Consider the following 19,109-nt stretch of genomic DNA (forward strand, 5'->3'; position numbering starts at 1 on the left):
CAAACTCGGCGCTATTTGAAGAACGACGATGGAGATTGACGGTACACTTAAGCAGTGCCCCCGATCGCCGTGCAGACGAGAGCGGGGAACCATCCGATGCAACCGAGTCGCGGTAGCCGGGCGTTTTTAAATGGAAGGTCAACCGCCGCGACCGGCTGATCGGTAACGTTCCCCGACTGATTGCACTCATAGGTGACCTGACATCAAAAGCTTTCGGCTCCACATCGACGAAAAACACCTCAACACCGGTGTCCATGAATACATGGCATGTTTCACCGCTGACTGCACAGTCACGAACGATGGTGGACCGATAATTGACCTTACCGTCGACTGCGAGATCTCGAGCTTCCTGAATGAACCGCACTATCACGACGAAACGAAATCATACCTCGCATCAGCCCTAGAACACATCGAGCGCGGACTTGGATACGCCTTGCTCCATCGACGGCACGGTCTGCGTGCGGTACTTACTGACCTTCGACTGCATCCCATCGACTACCAGCCGCTATACCTGACGCTTCACACCTATTACTACGCTCGTCGTCAACTTGAAATGCTTGACGACAAAGACCGAATCCAGCACAGCAGGAGCGGGGAACCATGACATGCACGGGAGGACGGCTTGCACGGTTTTTGAAGTGGAGAGTCTTTCGTCCGTCCCCCGTGATGTCCGCCGTTATCCCGCTCAGCTGAGTCTTGCGTTTGGGCGTCGCATGCGGATGTTGTGATTTGCCAGATGGCATCCAGTCTGGCAATTGACCGTCGCTCCGCCATTTTTCTCTCGCCAACGTCGTTTGCTATGTCCAGGCATTGCCCCGCGTCGCTCGTGCTTTCCCACTCTGCGCAAGGGCGGCAGTTGATGATCGGATAATGCGCTATTATTCGACAATCTGATCGAATAAATACGAGATAATGGTCGGATAACATCCTGTTATTCGATCATGCGCACGAATAAAACGTTGCATCGATCGAATAAAAACGGAATAATGCGTGTTATTCGATCATCTGGTCGGGTTAAATACATAGTTATCCCGCTCAAAAGAATCTCATGAGCAGTCTGACAATCAACTTACTGAACGAACTTCACGGCACACTTGAAGACGATGACCACGACAACCCGTGGGCTCAACCGGGTGTTCGGCAACTTGACCAATCAGCCTCCGCGGTTGCTGATTGGTACATTGAACACCAGTCCGAGCGCGAACTGATTCGAAAAGAAACTCGTCAATGGGGATCACTCTGGGGGCTCGTCCTGTTTGTCAGGCGGGCTGGGATTCTCGTCGACGCTGACTCGAGATGGGTCAACCGAGGCTTGGCAATTGCGTCGATTGTCGATGCCAATTGCGATTACCGTGATCTAATCGTTTCACTTGTTGTGCTACGATCCTTTGCAATGGATGCAGGGCTTGAAACTGACGCTGCGTTTGATGTTGCTCTCTGTTGGTCAACTGAACACATGCATAGCATCTTGCTGAACGCTCGAAATCACGAGCTTTCTGACATCCAATCAACCGTTGCTACTTTTGGCCCACCAACAGACGCGGGATAACAAAACGATGAACCGAAGCGGCGGATTTTTGCGGTTTTGGGATGGAGAATCTAATCCCGCCACTCGGTTATCGTAGCCGTTATCCCGCTTAAACTCCACATTTGAATGAAGCGATTGCGAATCAACCTATTTACTTTGATTGTCTTCCCAACTTTATTGGTGGCTGCGAATTGCGTTGCACTCTCATGGCTCCAATATGAAAATGTTGGCTACTTTACACGAGACTCTGCCGGGGTAAATGTTGGTGTCACGTCAGACCTTCGCTTGACCGGATGGCCATTCGCTTACAATGTCGCATTCATCAATGCTCACGACAAGAATGGAAAATCTTTACTTAGCACATCGAACGCTTTTACACACCAGCACATTCACTGGCACTTCCTTCTTGCTGACATTATAATTGCAACGATCGCTGCTTCGCTGGTGTATTTGGCATTCCACCCAATGCGTTCGGCGATTTCGAAATTTTACACACCGAGATCTTCTGCCGATCCCTAGTGTTTGTGTTTGCCGATGGTAGTGCCAAAACCGCGGGATAACAAAACGATGAACCGAAGCGGCGGATTTATGGGGTTTTGGGATGGAGAATCTAATTCCGCCACTCGGTTATCGTAGCCGTTATCGGACTGACGTCTCGGGTGTTTCACGCGTTCGCTCGCACTAGCGATTGCTGCAACGCCTGATTGGAAATTTGTCGTTCGGCATTCGCGTTAGCGAATTTGCGAGTCAAACGCATTGATCCTCCGTTTGCGATTTCCTCCCTCCAAGCCGCTCGCAATTCTTGAACGTGTTCGCTGTTTTCGTTTGCTGATCAAGCGACAACGCTTTTGATCCTTCGTTTACCGTCAACAAGCACTGTCGGATGACAATTGCCGTTTTACTGCCGACCCGGTCAACGCCCAATTGCTTGCCGCGTGAACCAAGTCCCGCTAAACTGTGGCGGCGTGGCAACCGCTGCCCGATGCTCGACCAATGCCCGTTCATAAATGCCGATAACAAACACATGCACCGGAGTGGCGGTGGTCACGTTTCTTTGGAATCACGTCAATCGCCGCCACCCGGTGATGTGAGACGTTATCGGACTGACTCCGCAGATGTTCCGCGTGTTTGCTTGCACAAACGATTGCTGCAACGCTTGGTTTTAGGTGCGTCTTTTGGCTCTTGCGTTAGTTGCTCGCCGATTCAAACGCCTTAATCCTTCGTTGGCGATTTTCAGAGCCCACGCCGCTCGCATTCCTTGATAGTGTTCACTGTTGTCGTTTGCTGAACCAGCGTGAACGTTTTCGATCCTTCGTTTACCGTCTGCTGGGCCCGTTGGATGCAATGCCCGTTTACTTGCCGACCCGATCAACGCCCAATTGCTTGCCGCCCGAACCAATGCCCGTTAAGCTGTGGCGACGTGGTTGCCACTGCCCAACACTCGGTCAACGCCCGTCCATAAATGCCGATAACCAACACATGCACCGGAGTGGCGGTGGTCACGTTTCTTTGGAATCACGTCAATCGCCGCCACCCGGTGATGTGAAACGTTATCCGACTGAAACCGCAGGCCGTAAACTGATGCCAGCATGAGCCTCACCACATACCGTGACGATCTTGACTTCACCATCGACGACGTGCTTCCTATCTATCGAGCATGCGATTGGTCCTCCGCTACGAAGCCTGACGCATTGCTCGCGGCACTTAGAGCTTCGCATAGCGTCATCTCTGCTTACGTCGGCCACCGGATGGTTGGGATAGGTAACGCGATCTCTGATGGGCATCTCGTCGTTTACTACCCCCACCTTCTCGTCCACCCCGATTTCACTCGCACTGGCATTGGGACTGGCATCCTCACTCGGCTCACTGACCGATACAATGGGTTCCACCAACAAATGCTGACTGCCGACGCCGATGCGGTTCCGTTTTACGAACGTTGCGGATTCTCGCGTGCTGGGCGAACGGTTTCGATGTGGGTGTACGATGGCAACGATCACTAGCGGCGGATCTCCAGGAACACCACCCACTTCCCACCCGTGAGCGGGGCAAATTGCGTTAAGATGGGAAGCTTGCGGCAGCGGGCGAATGTTCCTCCACTGCCACCCCGAAGCGCAGCGTTGTAAGTCTGATAACCATCGCATGCACCGGAGCCGGGCTTGCGCGTTTTCACGAATGGAACATCAACTGTCCCGGCCCGGTGATGCGTACCGTTATCGGACTGACCGCTCAGGTGTTTGGCTTGTTCGCTCGCACTAGCGATTGCAGCAACGCTCGATTGCAAGTTTGTCGTTCGGCTTTTGCGTTAGCGACTCAGCGCTTCGACCGTCTTGATCCATTGTTGACGGTTGCCGCGACGTACGCCGCTCGTAAGCCGAACTTGTGTTTACTGTTGGCGTTTGTTGATGGCACCGCAACGTTTTCGATCCTTCGTTTACGGACAACACCCGATTGCTTGCTGCACGAATCAACGCCGGTTAGACTGTTGCGACGCGGTTTCCGCTGCCCAGCACCCGTTCGTAAAAGCCGATAACCATGACATGCACCGGAGTGGCGGTGGTTACGTTTGCTCGAAATCACGATGTTCGCCGCCACCCGGTGATGTCGAACGTTCTGTCATTTACGAACACTGCACAGGAGGCTCAATATGCTACGACTGATTGTTTGCGTCATCACCTTGACTTCTGCTAGCCTTTGCAGATGCGAAGAAGCATCTCAGAGCACACAATCCATGTCCGGCTCTATTGCCGCCATCTACAGCGCACCGGACTCTGCATGGTTCTCGATCTACGCGGGCCCGAGCAAGTTCCAGAGATTGACGCCGACGATCCTGCTGCTCGACACTGGAGAAGATACTGTTCACATCCACGTACTTAAAGCGGATGGGCTCATTCCGGCCGATCATATCGCTGTTGCTAGATCACCGGGGACGCGCAGGGCTCCCGATCCTGTTCGGCTACAGATTGCGTCGTCGTCAATGCCGCAGACTGGGAACCGTTGCACCGTTGAAACCTTTAAATCTGATCATGGCTTGATCTATGCCGTCAAAGGCACGCTGAGGGTTCTTGATACCGCAACCAACAGCACAAACCCGAAAGAACCTGAGCGGACAGAACCATGACATGCACCGAAGGACGCGAGCTAGGTGGTTTGGCAGTGGATGATCACTCGCGCGTCCTCGGTGATGTCTGGCGTTCTGTCAGCGAGGAAGAATGAAACGCAATCGCAAAACTGCAACTGTCCTTTCGGCGATGCTACTTTTCGTGGGATTCGCCGCGTCTTGGGTTGTGTTCACGTTCCTGCCGATTTCACCCGAACGTCTGACACTGACCGCGGGATGCGTCGTCCTTGGCATCATCCTTTCTGTCGTGTTGTATGCCGTCATCACGACGTTGCCGGACAAGCGTTGGCCACGCATTACCATTGTTTCGCTGTTCGTTTTGTTCATATCCATTCCGCTGGTATCTGCAGCGGCTCAACGGATCACATATTCGCGATTCGGATTCACCGTCTACGGCGCGACACCGATTCCGGTCCTCGACATTACCGTCAATCAACATGGCGTACTTTGGTTTCGACCCAAGACCCATCAGATCACACGCGCCGAACTCGATGCGTTGATCACGCCGGGCGTCGACGTGGTTGTGGTCGGCATAGGCTGGGATAGCATCGCACAACTGACTGATGACGCGAAACTACTGGGCGATTCCATTGATCTGCGTGTGTTGCCAACGCCCGAAGCCTTTGCTTTGTACAATGATCTCAAGGCGGAGGGACGGAACGTCGTGCTGCTTGCACACAGCACGTGTTGACGCCGCAACAGAAGACAGAACAATGGCATGAACACGGAGTCGCCGATCGTGTTGATTGGTAGTTAGAGACCGTTTTCCGGCGACCCGGTTATGCCTGACGTTATCGGACTGACTCCTCATGTGTTTGGCGTGTTCGCTTGCGTTAGCGACTGCTGCAACGCTGGATTGGGAATTTGTCGTTCGGTGTTTGCTTTAGCGTTTTGACGATTCAAACGCTTTGATCCTCCGTTGACGATTGCCACAACGTAGAGCGTTCCCAAGCCGAACCGGTGTTTGCTGTTGGCGTTTGTTGATGGCACCGTAACGTTTTTGATTCTTCGTTTACCGTCAACAAGCACTGTCGGATGACAATTGCCGTTTTACTGCCGACCCGGTCAACGCCCAATTGCTTGCCGCGTGAACCAAGTCCCGCTAAACTGTGGCGGCGTGGCAACCGCTGCCCGATGCTCGACCAATGCCCGTTCATAAATGCCGATAACAAACACATGCACCGGAGTGGCGGTGGTCACGTTTCTTTGGAATCACGTCAATCGCCGCCACCCGGTGATGTGAGACGTTCGTCGGACTAACCAACGTGTCGCCCAAGACGGAACCATCGCCGTACAACACACCTCCTTGGCGACGGTCACATCTTGCGACGTCTCCAAATGGTTTGGTGACTGCCCAAATCGCAGAGGCTCGCGAACACTCAATGAGCAATCCGACAGTCGGGACTCTGAAGATGACGACCGGTCTTGAGGTGCCTCGGTGCAGTCCCGCTTTTCTTTGGTCAGACGATTCGCGATATCTGGCTGTACCACAATGGATTCGACGCCTTGGCCTATTTCTGCGGCAACGTTTGTTGATCGTGGATGCCAACGCGGAGAAAGTGTTTGCATCACGCTTTACTTATTGGCTGATTGATCCAAAGAATTTCTGCGACGGGCGTTTGGAACTTGCGATAAGCAGTTCGTCAGGGATAAACTGGATGCGACCAGAACGGTTGGTGATTGACGTCCGCAACACGCTCGATCGCTTCAAGCTGATTCCGTCCGGACACAACACGACGCCGACGAACAAAGCCGTGAACCGGAGCGGCGAAGTCGGGCGGTTTTGAAATGGACAATCTTTCGTCGCCGCCCGGTTACGGCAGGCGTTCTGGCATCTGAATCTCTTCTCCACCTCAGCACTCTACTTTCACTTTGATTCATTCATGCCGTGGTGGAAACGACTTCGCATTCGACTTCCGTCTGTTTTCGGAGCGCGTGTTATTCTCGACGAAACCGTGATTGGGATTGCGGCACTGATGATCGTTTCGCGTGGTCAATTTGGTATCGGTCGCGCGATCGGTTTACTGCTTCTAATCTCGACGCACGAATTCGGACACCTTATCGCCGGTCTAATCTACCGGCAACGCCCACGAGTAATTCGCATTGGATTGTTCGGTGGCTACTGTGCGTTTTACGATTCGGTTGTGCATTTGCCTGTGATCCTTGCCGGGCTCCTGACGAATTTCGGTTGGCTTGTCGCCACGATCACTATTGAATGGACCTTGGGACCGCTTGAATCGCAACTTGCACTTGGGGCGTACCAGGCGTTGGTATACTTCAACCTTGCGTTGATCGCCTATAATTGTTTGCCTATTGGGCACTCGGATGCGCACTTGGCCCTCGCGTATTTCCGAGGCCAACTGCATCACCCTCGTCCGACTATTCCTCGCATCAAAAAGAGCCAGAACCATCGGTTGCAACGGAGGCCGCGAAAAAGCGATTCTTAAGTGGTCACTCTCCCGCGCGTCCCCGCTGAACCGTACCGTTCTGCCAACTATGGCTTTAAGACGTGACTAGTCGTCAACCGCTTTTCCAACTTGCAACTGAGGCACCTTGGTCTGAGTCTGAGCCACCTTGGCAATGGCCGACTTTGGACTTGCCGCCCTTCACGCATTTCCCCATATCGATTCGGCTAACGGATGACGCAATTGGCTCATTGGTCGCATCACTTTGCGATCCACTTGATTTGAAGCCGCAAACAAACTCTCACCTGATCTTAGAAGAACTAGCATCTCTCGATTCATATTGCCTTCGCGGTGGACTGCGCATCACGCTTGGTGATGAAGCAATTATCTCACATGGCTGCTGCTGCGGACTCGAGGACTGGCGTGAGCTTTTCTCCGTACTTGATCGAGAGTCTCCGTGGACCCCCCCGACCGCCAGCAAACAGGTCGAGGCAAAGAACGATGTGCCTTGGCGCAGGGACGCCATGATCTGGGAATCAAAGATGCGCGGTTCGCGGGTGACCATGACCCGCATCCATTCGAATTCCACCCGTCACATCGCTCGGATCGTAACCGACATTGTCCATCTTGAGAGTCGATCGCAGCTTCAGGCGCCCGCTTGGTGGAACATTCATCCTCTTGTGCCACACAACCACAAAGGTCCAGGTGGTGTCCACCGAGTAGATGGTCCATTTGATCAAATTTTCCCAGGATTGAACTAATGTTTGATAAGCTGAAATCCATTCGCGAGTTGTCCGAGAAATCGTATTTTAGTGCGGTCGATGCAGCTGAGATTACGCTCGTTGAACATCGAATGGGGATCGTTTTTCCAGAATCGTTGAAGGCTCTTTGGCGGGAGTTTGGATACTTCGGTCTGGATAAGGGACTGAAAGACAGTGAGCCATCGAATCAGTTCAACCGTCTCCTGACTCCAATCGAAATAGAGGGATTGGTTTCAACAAGAGAGGATGTCGGCTTTTCGTCGCCGAGTGATGAACGGATCGAGAACGCCATTCCATTCATGGCTTACAGTGAAGGGGGGTGTTTTCAGCTGATGCTGGACGACAGCGCTGTTTACTATTTCGACGATGTTGTTGGCAGCTGTCTCGAAGAGTTCATCGATAAGCTTTCGCAACACGCGGATTTTTATCGTGACTAAACGTAATCTGGTTTGATTGAGCAATGAAGCGGCGTGGCAACTAGGTCACGCCGCTTTTTTCGTGCGATAGTCACAACAATTGATGACCAAAACCTGAAGGAAGTACGGAGTCCCCTTCGACATCGATGAGGCGTACCGCATGAAGAAAGGCGTGGTGAAGCAAAGCCGGCGGCATGCTGTCACAGCAGGATTTCACTGATTACACGGCCGTTGCTGGGACATGACCCCGATCCGTGGTGCGAGTTCTTGGATAACGATATCATTCGCTTCTGGTCGTCCGGTGGCGTTAGCTCTGAACGTCACGGCAGTCATGTTGATTGCACAGTGCAATTTGCTTCCGATCAACTTGCCAACTTCGTTCCTGCCTTGGAGCGTATAATGCATCAACTGCGCGATTGGCTATTGTTGACTGGGTCTCCTCACGTCGACAAGATCGTCGATACGTTTGGTCAGAGCTTTGCAATCACCACGGAATCGCCTCTCTATCAAACCAATGACTAGCTGCAATCGGGCAGAACCAGGCCATGCACACGAAGGACGGCATGGCGCGTTTACAAATGGAAACCACACTGGCCGTCCTCGGTGATGGCGGTCGTTATCCCAACTAATGCGCGGAGGTGCCGGCTGATCCTGCTTCGTTGCGGTTCGATCGGCAACGCTCGACTCCCGGGGATTCCGGCCGACTTTGCTTCAAACGCTTTTCTCGAAATCACGTCCGAACGTGACGTACCGCATCGCCGGAAAATCTCTTGGTCGCGCTGATCTATCTTTTCCGGCGATGTGGAACGTCACGTTCTCCAGGTTGCTGCCCACGTTTCCCCATGCTCGAAGCTTGCGGTTCGTCTGGCATTGGAATGGTTTACTCCGCTGCAAGCTGCCGAAACGCGGACACTCTCGCCAATGGCTCTATTTGTCTTTTCCCACCGGGTCTCGCCATTGGCGAGAGAGTCCGCGTTTCGGCTCCCTTCGATCGCCGTGCCCGACCCGCTGACGGTCGGCAACGCTCGAAACTTGCCGCACGATTCAATGCCCGCTATGCTGTCGAACCGTGGTCATCACTGCACAGCGCTGATTCAATGCTCGATTCAATGCAATGGGATAACCACGGCATGCACCGGAGTGGCGGTGGCACGGTTTTCTCGAAATCACGATGTTCGCCGCCACCCGGTGATGCCAACCGTTATGCGTTAGAATTTTACCCTAAAGGAAGAACAATGGAACTTGGAAAACGATGTATCGCTGAAGGAATTGGGACTTTCTGGCTTGTCTTTGGCGGTTGCGGAAGCGCCGTCTTGGCGGCAATGTTCGCGGCGCCGATGGATGGCACCTCTGTAAATTTGGGAATCGGTTTCGTTGGCGTTTCCTTCGCCTTCGGACTCACCGTGCTAACGATGGCGTACGCAATCGGACACATCTCCGGATGTCACCTCAATCCGGCCGTTTCTGCGGGATTGGTCGCAGGTGGGCGATTTCCGATGAAGGAGTTTTTTCCGTACGTAGTATCCCAGGTCGTTGGAGCATTGGCCGGTGCCGCTGTGCTGTACGTGATCGCGTCAGGCAAAAACGGATTCTCACTGTCCGGTGGCTTTGCAAGTAATGGATACGGGGAACACTCGCCAGGACAGTATTCGATTCTCGCCTGTTTCGTCGCCGAAGTAGTACTGACGTTCATGTTTTTGATGATTATTCTTGGGGCAACGGATCGACGCGCGCCCGCAGGATTTGCCCCCATAGCAATCGGGCTGGGGCTGACGTTGATCCATCTGATCGGCATTCCGATAACCAACTTGTCCGTCAACCCAGCCAGGTCAACCGGGCCTGCGGTTTTCGTACAGGGTTGGGCGCTGATGCAGCTGTGGATGTTTTGGGTGGCGCCCATACTTGGCGCCGTCATTGCTGGGGTTGTTTACAAAACCTGCTTTGACACCAAGCCCGAGAACGCATAACAAAGCCGTGAACCGGAGCGGCCGATAACGCGAGTTCTGAAATCAAAGTCTTTTGGCGGCCGCCCGGTTACGGCCGCCGTTACGTGGCAGAACATGCGAACCACCAACTACACCGTTGCTGACGTGGAGCATTTCGCCCAATACTTTGCGCCCCTTACCTTCGATCCTGACGCAACTCGAGAACTTCATTTTCAGGCCACTAGTTTCTATTGGTCTGACGAAATGCCAGAGTTTGTTGATGATGACTATGAGGCATCGTTACGGCACTTCATGATCTACTTGCTTAGCTACCGCAAGGTGTTGATGTACGGCGAAGGCGTCGCCGAATTTGAGCCCATCTGGAATCGGCTGATGGTGCTATGCCCAGACTGGCCTGGTTTTCGTAGCGATCGAATGACACCAAATCTGATACGTGAACTCGAATTGCACGTCGACCATGAATTTGATCGACTAGAGCGAGCGTGCAACGTAAGAAAGCGACGCGTGGCTCACAAAAAGCGACTCGCCGAAAAGTCTGCGATCCAGCCAAGGATGGATGACGAAGCCACGTAACCAAGCCGTGAACCGGAGAACGGATTGCAAGGTTTTACAAATGGAAAGTCAACTGTCCGTTCCCGGTTACGGCAACCGTTACATCGACAAAACAAATGCCTGAATACAACAACGCCGCCGGGCGCATCCTTAGCGTCCTCGAAAAACTTCAGCCGCAAAGCGGCAAGAACATCCCACTGAAGGGCCTTGGCGAGGCTCTCGGCGTTACTCCTGAATGGCCTGCCGTTTTGACGGCGATCCAGGACTTACACGACGAGTTTGCGTCACTTTGCACTGAGATCGAACAGTTCCAGCACAACACAGCAAAGTACGAACTCTACAAAACCAATCTCCCTGACGTTGAAAAGTCGCTTCAGTCATTCAATTTGCAGATGCCACAAAAGAACTGCACCTGCCAGGTGCTTCAAACTGGTGTCGTTGCAATGCGATTCATTGCCGCTGACTTGCCTCAAGATGAATCGCCCGGCGAGGGCGAGATAGAAAACCTTCGGTCGATCGTATCGGAGCTTCAAAGTGAGATTGAGTCATCGGAGGTCTTCTCAAAAAGTGTACGCGAATGGCTACTTGACTTGGTTCGCGTAATACGTGATTCCATTGATCGTTTCGCAATTCGTGGAAGCCGTGGAATGCGCAAACAGTTTTCGCTACTTTTGGGCGAGTTGATACAGAACTATGACATAGCGCAGAAGGTACAGGAAAAGCAGCCAACAGTTTGGCAGCGGTTTATGTCTGCAATCGACGCAATGAATAAACTTGCTTCACTCGCAGAGCACTGTCGTCCAGCGGTTACGTTTGCACAAAAGTGCTTGCCGTTGCTCAAAACGCTGGGGCTTCCTGCACCGGACGACTTGCCAATTGACAACGACAACTAATCGCGATGTAACCATGACATGCAACGGAGGACTCGAAAACGCGTTTTGGCAGTGGTTGCCTTTCCGCTCGTCCCCGCTGATGTCGAGCGTTATCGGACTGACTCCTCAGCTGCTCCGCGTGTTTGCTTGCACAAACGAGTGCTGCAACGCTTGGTTTTTGGTGCGTCTTTCGGCTCTTGCGTTAGTTGCTCGCCGATTCAAACGCCTTAATCCTCCGTTGGCGATTGCCACACCCCACGCCGCTCGCAACCCTCGATGTTGCTCGCTGTTGTCGTTTGCTGATCCAACGACGACGTTTTCCATTCTTCGTTTAACGTCTGCAAGCACCGTCGGATGACAATGCACGTTTACTTGCCGACCCGGTTAACGCCCGATTGCTTGCCGCGTGAACCAGCGCCCGCTAAACTGTGGCGGCGTGGCAACCGCTGCCCGATGCTCGACCAATGCCCGTTCATAAATGCCGATAACAAACACATGCACCGGAGTGGCGGTGGTCACGTTTCTTTGGAATCACGTCAATCGCCGCCACCCGGTGATGTGAGACGTTATTTTGCTCACGCAGGCACTGACACACGCTTTGTGCCGAGGCACTCTTGGAAATCTCCCTCGAACACATCGCCGTTTCGCGAACTCCTGAAACATTTCGGGTCGCGTTTCACTCCGCCACTGAACGATGCTTGCTCCCGTATCCGAAGGTGACCGGGTTGACGTTTACAAACGCTTCCGGAAACAAGACCGCGGCATGGCGCACGCGGGTCTTCGCTGCGGAACCGCTGGATGATTTCGTATTGAATCCTGGCGCGAGAATCGCATTCGATCTATACGCAAACGTCAATGGCCGCTGCGATGAACATCGATGGATGATTGATCTTCCGGCCGGCACATACAATGTCCACTTTGCTTACAGCGTCGACCGTGACACGGAATGGTATGACTTTCTCGCTAAACGTTCTCGGTTCGCGGCACTGACCCCAATTTGGCGCGGTTCGATTGAATCGAATACAATACCGTTCACTGTGACTGCCGCCGTACGAGAAGACGCAAAATAACAAATCGGTGAACGGGAGGGCTCGGCGCAGTCGGTCCTGGAGTCAAAGTCCTCGCCTCGCCCCCCGTTACCTCAAGCGTTCCCCGACTGAACTGGCACACAGCGTCTGATGCATTGCGTTGACTCAATCGAACAATGATCTACCGCGTATATCCCGTTGTCCTTGGAGGTTCGACCGCGTTGTTGACGCTTGTTGGCTTCGTGGCTACGTATGCACTTACGTCTTCACGCTGGCCCCTTGTCTTCGTTCCATTCGCCGCGGTGTTCGCTGGTTTCGTGATTGTTAGCGCGATGTGTTCACGCTTCCCGCGAATTCGTTTTGTGAATGATGCGGAGATTGATGGCCTGGGATACGTGCATCAGCCACTCGATGCTATCTTACCCGTCTTCCTTTTTGGGATTAGCACTGCTCTGCTAATCTTGATTCGTGGATGACGGGGCGGCATTGATGTGAACCCGCCCCGCAGTGTCGAAAATGGCGGGGAACCATCGCGTGCACACGGAGCGGCGGTGGACAGTTTTCACAAATGGTTGCCGTGCTCCCGCCGCCCGGTGACGCGTACCGTTATCGGGCTGAAAGGAAATTCAGCATGCCGAATGTGATGAGACTGGTACCCTTTATTATCGCGATTGGCTTGCTCACATCGACCTCCGGCTGCGGTAGGTCCAGTTCGCCAGCAGCAAAGGAAACCAAAGATTCATCATCACTAGCAATGGCTTCCATGCATCCTCCGTATCTCGTTGGGATTTGGCAGTGGCAGTGGACTGACGGCGTCATCGATCATGTGGTTCTTAAGTCAGACGGTTCCGCAGAGAAATTTAAGGGTACAGCGTTGGCGAATTCGGGCGGGACTTGGCGCGTGGACTCTCAAGGCATGCTTCAGGTTGGATTCCCCCAAGACAACGACGGGATTACGTTTCGAATCGACAACGAACACAGCATCACGGACGTTGAGACCCTACCAACCGACCGCGACTTTCCTTGGTTCAAGGTTCACAAGCTCACGGAGGCACTGTCGAATGAAAATATCATCTCAACGCCAGCCTACTAGGTGGTTCATCCGGTTCCCATAACTCAAGGCGGCCGATAACAATGGCATGAACGCGGAGCCGCCGATCGCGCGTTTTCAAATGGAGCATCAATTGCGGCGGCCCGGTTATGCCTAGCGTTACCCGACTGATTCATGCTTGATCTCGATTCTCCAGTCAACCGTTTTTCGAGCGTTTCCCCTTCGCACCCAACTCGCACTCAATTCTTTGAAGGTCACTCGATCAAATGCGCGTCAATGCCATCTTTGCAGCGATCCTATCTTCCGTGGTAGTGACTGCGATCCTTGCCGGTTTCTCCCAATATGAAAATGGAGCCCCAAAACTCGTTCGATCTGTGGCCACAGGCGTGTCGATCGGGATCATCAACACCGTTCTGCTACACTTCATGATGAAGAAAAAGGAAGGCAACGCAGGCGGCTCATAAGCTAGATCATCAAATTGCGTTTCAGATTTGAATTCACAATCGCGGGTAACCATCCCGTGCACCGGAGCCGGGCTTGCGAGCGTCTCGGCAATGGTTAGCTTTACACTCCCGGCCCGGTGACGGCCGCCGTTATCCCGCTACACAAAATAGAGTGAACGTCACCTCATGGATCAGGAATTGCCAGTCTGTACGGTTCACCGCAACGCCCAGTCGTACGCCGACTTGGTGATGCGTTCGATGACATATGACTGCGACCGGCTGACCGTGTACTTGCAGGGGAGAGATTTCGGATTCGTCCGGGTCGCCTTTGACAATCCTAGGGGGTTTCGCCTGTTGGACGAAGGCGATCTCTGCAGCTTCTGGGAAAAGTATCACACGGGGAACGGCTGGCTGTACGAAGTCCAAAGTGGCGGATGGCTTGACCTCGAATCCACACGTGCCGACTTCCTCACTCCTCACATGTACCCCAATGGGCTAGTTGAGTACCTTTTGGTCTGTGACAAATGCATCAGTGTATTGACCAGCCAAAAACCTGATATCATAGAGCTGGGCAAGCCGCCCGGCGACGCCGAAACTGCGCAGCCAAACGCGGGATAACAAAACGATGCACGCGAAGCCGGACTTGCGCGTGCCAATTGAAGCAATGATTTCCGTTCCGGCTCGGTGATCGTAACCGTTATCGCGTCGGGGGCGATCGTTCAGTGCTCGTGATTGGTGCGTTTGATCCAGGGGCGTGATTGGTGCGCTCGAGTTGTGTTCGATCCGGTACGGTGATTTCAGTGCTCGATTCAGGACGGAAGACTTCACGTGATGACGGCAGGGCAAACCAATTGCCGATCCAAGCGCGGACGTTGTGGGCCGGATCGAGATCGTGAGCAAATCGATTGCATCCGTGACTCGCCTGCGGTATCCTGGACGCCTCGGAGCCCATCATCGGTGGATTCCGTAGCGACCCGATAACCAACGCGTGAACCGGAGAACGCGAGCTAAGCGATTCGGTCGCTAGAGACTTTCCCGCGCGTTCCCGGTTACGCTTAACGTTCGGCGGCGCAAGAAATCGACGAACAGGAGATAGCAACAATGCTTCGAGGACGTACTCAGCTGTGCAGTTTGGTTTTGGCGGCGGTGATGATCGCGCGTCCAGATTTTGCCAGCGCCCAGCAGTCAAACGGGAAATCAATACCGGCTCCGACGGCATTGGCTGTGCTTAAAACGGGTCAGTCAAAGGAACTGCACCTTTGCTGGGATGAGGGAACCGGACGTGCCCCTGTCTTCTTCTTTGACAACGAAGCCAACCTTGCGTTTAGAAAGAAAAATGACTTGAAGGGTGAGGCGAAGTACGAACAGGATGGTGTATCCGCCGAATACGATGAAAAGCAGTCGGCCACGGTTCAGGCGGATCTATACAAGACTGGTCTGTTCACTGGACCACAAGAAGATGGCTCGTACCAACGAGTGACCTGCGCCGTGATTCGGTTGCGTGCTACAAAAGACGCAAGACTCGGCGCTCACTCGGTTTTTGTCCATATCGTGTCTGGCACTGGCCGGCACATGCTATTGTCCGGTGAATTCCGCGTTTTAGTCCGCGAATAGCGCCGCCGAACAAAACGGTGAACCGGAGCTGGCTCGCACTTCTGTTTTTCAACGTCGATTCCTTCGTTTACAATTCATGGTGTGCCAAGATCAACTCCGTTGGTCCGCCAACCCGGTTACCTTGGACGTTATCCGCCTCAAAGGAGATTGCTGATGAGATACGCATTTTCGTCCCTAACTGTTTGTTTGGCGATAGCGAGTTGCTCGATCGGCAGCGCCAGTGAGGGGGCCAAATCGCTAGAGACCATTGAAGTGCCAGCGTCGTACCCGCACAGCTGGCTTGAAAAGCAACCGCATATGTTGGCTCCATCGGTGACAAGCATCCGACAGGAAGATGATGGAACGTTGGTCATCACCAACGCTACGCCGACAATCGTGACCACTGGCGATGTGCGCAATCCGACCGAGGTAATTGCGTTCGCGGAGCTCGGGACGCGATCGATCATATTGACGACGAAAAAGGATTCACGCGTCTACAAAGCCCTCAAAGCCAATGCGTTCCTTAAGCATGGAGACGCACGGGTGCCGAGGTTTGACGTGGTTGGGAAGTTGAAATATCGCGCCCCGATTACCAACGGTCAGGCAGACTGGCTTAATCCTGTAGCGGTGCTTGATGTGGAGACAGTCCGCTTCTATCTCGTTGGCCCTGAAACACCTTGAGGGAAGTCCCGCGTGCGGATAACAATGCCGTGCACACGGAGCACGGCTTGCGAGATTTTACAAATGGAAAGTCGTCTCTCCGTGCCCGGTGACGACTGCCGTTATCCCGCTCAGCGAATCAACATTTTCAGGCAATTGAGGACGAGTAATTTTGGGCGAAATCACTTGGGATGGAGTAGGCAATTCACTGATTGCCACCTTGATTGCAACAGCCATCATATTCTCGGTTGGACGGCTCGCACCGTATGTTTGGTCGCTGGTTTCTGATCGAGCAAGGCCTTTTATTTGGAATTCGGGGTTTTCGTTTGTAAGGAGATTTTACGTAAACTCGTTTATCTCTGCGATCAAACGTCAAGCGGAAATTCGCTCTAGGATTCGCTTCTCGATTCTTGGATTGCTGGCCGTTACGACGTGCGTTGTATTGTCGATCATTATGGTCACCATCTTGATAAATGTTGCAGTCTATCTCGAAACGGTACGCGATGTCGCCGTTTTGATTGAAACGGCTTTTGGCGATCCAGAAACAGCCGAACCAGCGATCGAAAAGATGGTGGAAAACTGGACAGAACTACTTTCCTTTTTTGAATTCCTTGATTCGCCCTACGCTTTCTACATTTTTCTAGGCGTACTATCCTCTTTTGTGTTCATTGGTGCCTTCTCGCATATCACTCAACAGTTCCGTGCCTCCTTAGAAGTAGAGCTTAAACGGCTAAATGAATACATGAAACTTTTGGCATCGAAACAGGAACTTACGGACTTGGCTATACTTGAATGTAACGCAGTCGACGGCCCGACTGCGGGCGAATACATAGCAAAAATCAATGATATCGCACAACGGCATGGGATTCGAGAGTTTGATAGAAATTTCCCGATCGTTAACTTTCTTCGCCGGCTTGAAGTAAGGGCGATCGGAGCGGAACCCGCGGGATAACAAAACGATGCACGCGGAGCACTCATTTGGGCGGGTGTGAAGTGGTCAGATTCTCGTTCGTGCCCGGTGATCGTTGCCGTTATCCGACTGAAATCCTCATGCGTGAACCCAATCCCTACGCTACACCAGTAGGCAATGCCGATCGCGACAAACCCCGATCGGACACAACTACCAACTGGTTTGACCCGCGATTCCTGTTTCGCTGTGTGCTTGCGACCGTGGCGTCATTCCTAGTGCTGCCTTTCCTGTGGATCGTTACACTTACTGTTCGCGACTACGACCGCGGAACCGACTTAACTGTGCTTGGCGACACGTTCTGGCAATATGTCTTCGTCTCAAAACTTCCTGTTCTCTTTATGCTCGGGTGCGTCCCGGCATTGGCTCTCCTCTTTTTCCTTTCGCGGTCTCACCGCAAACGATCACTCAACAAACGCGCGTCGTAGCCCATTCCGTGGACTAACCCTTGATGCGCGCGGACGTATTGCTTGGGCATTGGTGGCTCGACTATACTCTCGCGGACGTTACTGGTCCTGCGATGCAACGGCGCGTGAGCGGATAACCAAGCCATGCACCGGAGCCGGGCTTGCGCGTTTTTACAAATGGAACATCAACCGTCCCGGCCCGGTGATGGCAGACGTTCGCCGAATGACTTCCCTCAGTTGATAGAGAGCCATTCACGTTGCCCATTCATGTACGACATTACGAGCCCAGCGATCGCGATGACGTGATATCGCTATGGGATGACGTTTTCCCGGACTCAACCGGACACAATGATCCTGCGGCATCGATCCAACGCAAATACGACGCGGATGACGGCCTCTTCTTTGTAGCCGAGTTGGACGCGACCGTAATTGGAACGGTCGTGGCGGGCTACGACGGGCATCGAGGGTGGATCTACTCACTTGCGGTGACTCCTACGCAACAGCGACGCGGTATCGGCTCGACGCTGATTCGGCACGCGGAACAAGCACTCAGCAACCTTGACTGTCCCAAAATCAACCTTCAGGTCCGTTCACAAAACGACGCGGTCGTGGCCTTTTACGGTTCACTGGGATACGATACTGAGCAACGCATCAGCATGGGGAAACGCTTGGCGTCCCACGCGAAAAGCGGCGAAACATCCGATGCACCCGAGTCGCGGTAGCGGGGCGTTTTGAAGTGGTTGATCAACCGCCGCGACCGGGTGATCGGTAACGTTACCCGACTGAAATGTATGCAGCGAACTGAATCGACAATGCGACCTTCATTTGCCGCACTTTGGATTCGATCGCTCACCAAGCCGGAGCTACACATGTTGATTGACGACGTGAAACGTGGCGACACTGATGCTGCGACGCGAGCCGTCGCTTTCGTAGCTGCAGAGAGCTTTGGAATTTGGCACAATCGGGCACGCGCGAAACTTTGTCGCTACTTTAAGAATCATCCGCCCCCTGAAGATCAATGTAGAACCATGCTCAACGCAATCGTCGATCGCCTGATTGATGGTCGATTCTACGAACAATTCAAAGACCAACTTTCCATGGCAATGCGGTTTGCACCTGATCGAATGGCGGACGCTGCTGCTGTAGCATCCAGTTCTGACAAAGATTACATTCGTAGATACGGGGCTTGGGTCCGCCGCGCCATTGATTCACAGACAATCGTCCCGAGCGACGGGTCTCCAGGAACACCAGCTACCGGCCCCGCGTCTGACGGGTGAATGATTCAGGTTTTTGAGCGGTGTTTGGCAGCTTGATTTGAGCCTTCGTGTCTCCGGTGCAACGGATTGATCCCTTTTTGCGTCG

The 19,109-nt window shown here is 53.3% G+C and carries 16 protein-coding genes; 15 read left to right on the top strand and 1 reads right to left on the bottom strand.

What is annotated here, in order from left to right:
• Positions 1 to 433: 433 nt before the first annotated feature.
• The 5 genes from Poly51_RS30890 (at position 434) to Poly51_RS29730 (ending at position 6,433) form a co-directional block, all read left to right on the top strand.
• Positions 434 to 604, top strand: a complete 171-nt coding sequence (locus Poly51_RS30890; protein WP_186775916.1) for a hypothetical protein — start codon at positions 434 to 436, stop codon at positions 602 to 604.
• Positions 605 to 3,117: 2,513 nt separating this feature from the next.
• On the top strand, positions 3,118 to 3,528 hold the full coding sequence (locus Poly51_RS29710) for a GNAT family N-acetyltransferase (protein ID WP_146462582.1): 411 nt from the start codon (positions 3,118 to 3,120) through the stop codon (positions 3,526 to 3,528).
• Positions 3,529 to 4,256: 728 nt separating this feature from the next.
• Positions 4,257 to 4,646, top strand: a complete 390-nt coding sequence (locus tag Poly51_RS29720; protein ID WP_146462584.1) for a hypothetical protein — start codon at positions 4,257 to 4,259, stop codon at positions 4,644 to 4,646.
• 91 nt (positions 4,647 to 4,737) lie between these two features.
• Positions 4,738 to 5,337 carry an MTH938/NDUFAF3 family protein gene (locus tag Poly51_RS29725; protein ID WP_146462585.1) on the top strand — a complete coding sequence of 200 codons (600 nt, stop codon included), beginning with the start codon at positions 4,738 to 4,740 and terminating at the stop codon, positions 5,335 to 5,337.
• 691 nt (positions 5,338 to 6,028) lie between these two features.
• Positions 6,029 to 6,433, top strand: coding sequence for a hypothetical protein (locus Poly51_RS29730; protein WP_146462586.1), 405 nt, complete (start codon positions 6,029 to 6,031; stop codon positions 6,431 to 6,433).
• A gap of 919 nt (positions 6,434 to 7,352) precedes the next feature.
• Here Poly51_RS29730 and Poly51_RS31955 read toward each other — a convergent pair.
• Positions 7,353 to 7,625 carry a DUF599 family protein gene (locus Poly51_RS31955; RefSeq protein ID WP_390621816.1) on the bottom strand — a complete coding sequence of 91 codons (273 nt, stop codon included), beginning with the start codon at positions 7,623 to 7,625 and terminating at the stop codon, positions 7,353 to 7,355.
• A 186-nt stretch (positions 7,626 to 7,811) separates the two neighbouring features.
• Between Poly51_RS31955 and Poly51_RS29740 the strand changes: the two genes are divergently transcribed.
• The 10 genes from Poly51_RS29740 to Poly51_RS29785 all read left to right on the top strand — a co-directional run bounded on the left by Poly51_RS29740 (position 7,812) and on the right by Poly51_RS29785 (position 18,469).
• Positions 7,812 to 8,249: an SMI1/KNR4 family protein gene (locus tag Poly51_RS29740; RefSeq protein WP_146462587.1), complete on the top strand. Its 438-nt coding sequence runs from the start codon at positions 7,812 to 7,814 to the stop codon at positions 8,247 to 8,249.
• A gap of 1,214 nt (positions 8,250 to 9,463) precedes the next feature.
• Positions 9,464 to 10,195 (top strand): aquaporin Z, encoded by a 732-nt coding sequence (aqpZ, locus tag Poly51_RS29745; protein ID WP_146462588.1) that lies wholly within the window; start codon positions 9,464 to 9,466, stop codon positions 10,193 to 10,195.
• 93 nt (positions 10,196 to 10,288) lie between these two features.
• The gene (locus Poly51_RS29750; RefSeq protein ID WP_146462589.1) at positions 10,289 to 10,747 is read left to right on the top strand and encodes a hypothetical protein; all 459 of its coding nucleotides are present in this window, start codon (positions 10,289 to 10,291) and stop codon (positions 10,745 to 10,747) included.
• Between the two features lie 95 nt (positions 10,748 to 10,842).
• Entirely contained in the window at positions 10,843 to 11,619 is a 777-nt protein-coding gene (locus Poly51_RS29755; RefSeq protein ID WP_146462590.1) for a hypothetical protein, read from the top strand.
• A 1,638-nt stretch (positions 11,620 to 13,257) separates the two neighbouring features.
• Complete coding sequence (locus Poly51_RS29760; RefSeq protein ID WP_146462591.1) at positions 13,258 to 13,719, top strand: hypothetical protein; 462 nt, start codon at positions 13,258 to 13,260, stop codon at positions 13,717 to 13,719.
• A gap of 587 nt (positions 13,720 to 14,306) precedes the next feature.
• Positions 14,307 to 14,738, top strand: coding sequence for a hypothetical protein (locus tag Poly51_RS29765; protein ID WP_146462592.1), 432 nt, complete (start codon positions 14,307 to 14,309; stop codon positions 14,736 to 14,738).
• 483 nt (positions 14,739 to 15,221) lie between these two features.
• Complete coding sequence (locus Poly51_RS29770) at positions 15,222 to 15,734, top strand: hypothetical protein (RefSeq protein WP_146462593.1); 513 nt, start codon at positions 15,222 to 15,224, stop codon at positions 15,732 to 15,734.
• 153 nt (positions 15,735 to 15,887) lie between these two features.
• The gene (locus tag Poly51_RS29775; protein WP_146462594.1) at positions 15,888 to 16,394 is read left to right on the top strand and encodes a hypothetical protein; all 507 of its coding nucleotides are present in this window, start codon (positions 15,888 to 15,890) and stop codon (positions 16,392 to 16,394) included.
• Positions 16,395 to 16,545: 151 nt separating this feature from the next.
• Positions 16,546 to 17,325, top strand: coding sequence for a hypothetical protein (locus Poly51_RS29780; protein WP_146462595.1), 780 nt, complete (start codon positions 16,546 to 16,548; stop codon positions 17,323 to 17,325).
• 679 nt (positions 17,326 to 18,004) lie between these two features.
• A complete protein-coding gene (locus Poly51_RS29785; RefSeq protein WP_246114864.1) occupies positions 18,005 to 18,469 on the top strand; it encodes a GNAT family acetyltransferase in 465 nt (154 codons plus the stop codon).
• Positions 18,470 to 19,109 lie beyond the last annotated feature (640 nt).

The organism is Rubripirellula tenax (assembly GCF_007860125.1).
GTDB lineage: Bacteria > Planctomycetota > Planctomycetia > Pirellulales > Pirellulaceae > Rubripirellula > Rubripirellula tenax.

Coding starts and splice junctions, on each gene's coding strand:
- aqpZ (WP_146462588.1), top strand. CDS start 9,464: ATGGAACTTGGAAAACGATGTATCGCTGAAGGAATTGGGACTTTCTGG.
- Poly51_RS29725 (WP_146462585.1), top strand. CDS start 4,738: ATGAAACGCAATCGCAAAACTGCAACTGTCCTTTCGGCGATGCTACTT.
- Poly51_RS29775 (WP_146462594.1), top strand. CDS start 15,888: ATGAGATACGCATTTTCGTCCCTAACTGTTTGTTTGGCGATAGCGAGT.
- Poly51_RS29765 (WP_146462592.1), top strand. CDS start 14,307: ATGGATCAGGAATTGCCAGTCTGTACGGTTCACCGCAACGCCCAGTCG.
- Poly51_RS29730 (WP_146462586.1), top strand. CDS start 6,029: ATGAGCAATCCGACAGTCGGGACTCTGAAGATGACGACCGGTCTTGAG.
- Poly51_RS29770 (WP_146462593.1), top strand. CDS start 15,222: ATGCTTCGAGGACGTACTCAGCTGTGCAGTTTGGTTTTGGCGGCGGTG.
- Poly51_RS29710 (WP_146462582.1), top strand. CDS start 3,118: ATGAGCCTCACCACATACCGTGACGATCTTGACTTCACCATCGACGAC.
- Poly51_RS31955 (WP_390621816.1), bottom strand. CDS start 7,625: ATGCGGGTCATGGTCACCCGCGAACCGCGCATCTTTGATTCCCAGATC.
- Poly51_RS29760 (WP_146462591.1), top strand. CDS start 13,258: ATGCCGAATGTGATGAGACTGGTACCCTTTATTATCGCGATTGGCTTG.
- Poly51_RS29750 (WP_146462589.1), top strand. CDS start 10,289: ATGCGAACCACCAACTACACCGTTGCTGACGTGGAGCATTTCGCCCAA.
- Poly51_RS29720 (WP_146462584.1), top strand. CDS start 4,257: ATGTCCGGCTCTATTGCCGCCATCTACAGCGCACCGGACTCTGCATGG.
- Poly51_RS29755 (WP_146462590.1), top strand. CDS start 10,843: ATGCCTGAATACAACAACGCCGCCGGGCGCATCCTTAGCGTCCTCGAA.
- Poly51_RS29740 (WP_146462587.1), top strand. CDS start 7,812: ATGTTTGATAAGCTGAAATCCATTCGCGAGTTGTCCGAGAAATCGTAT.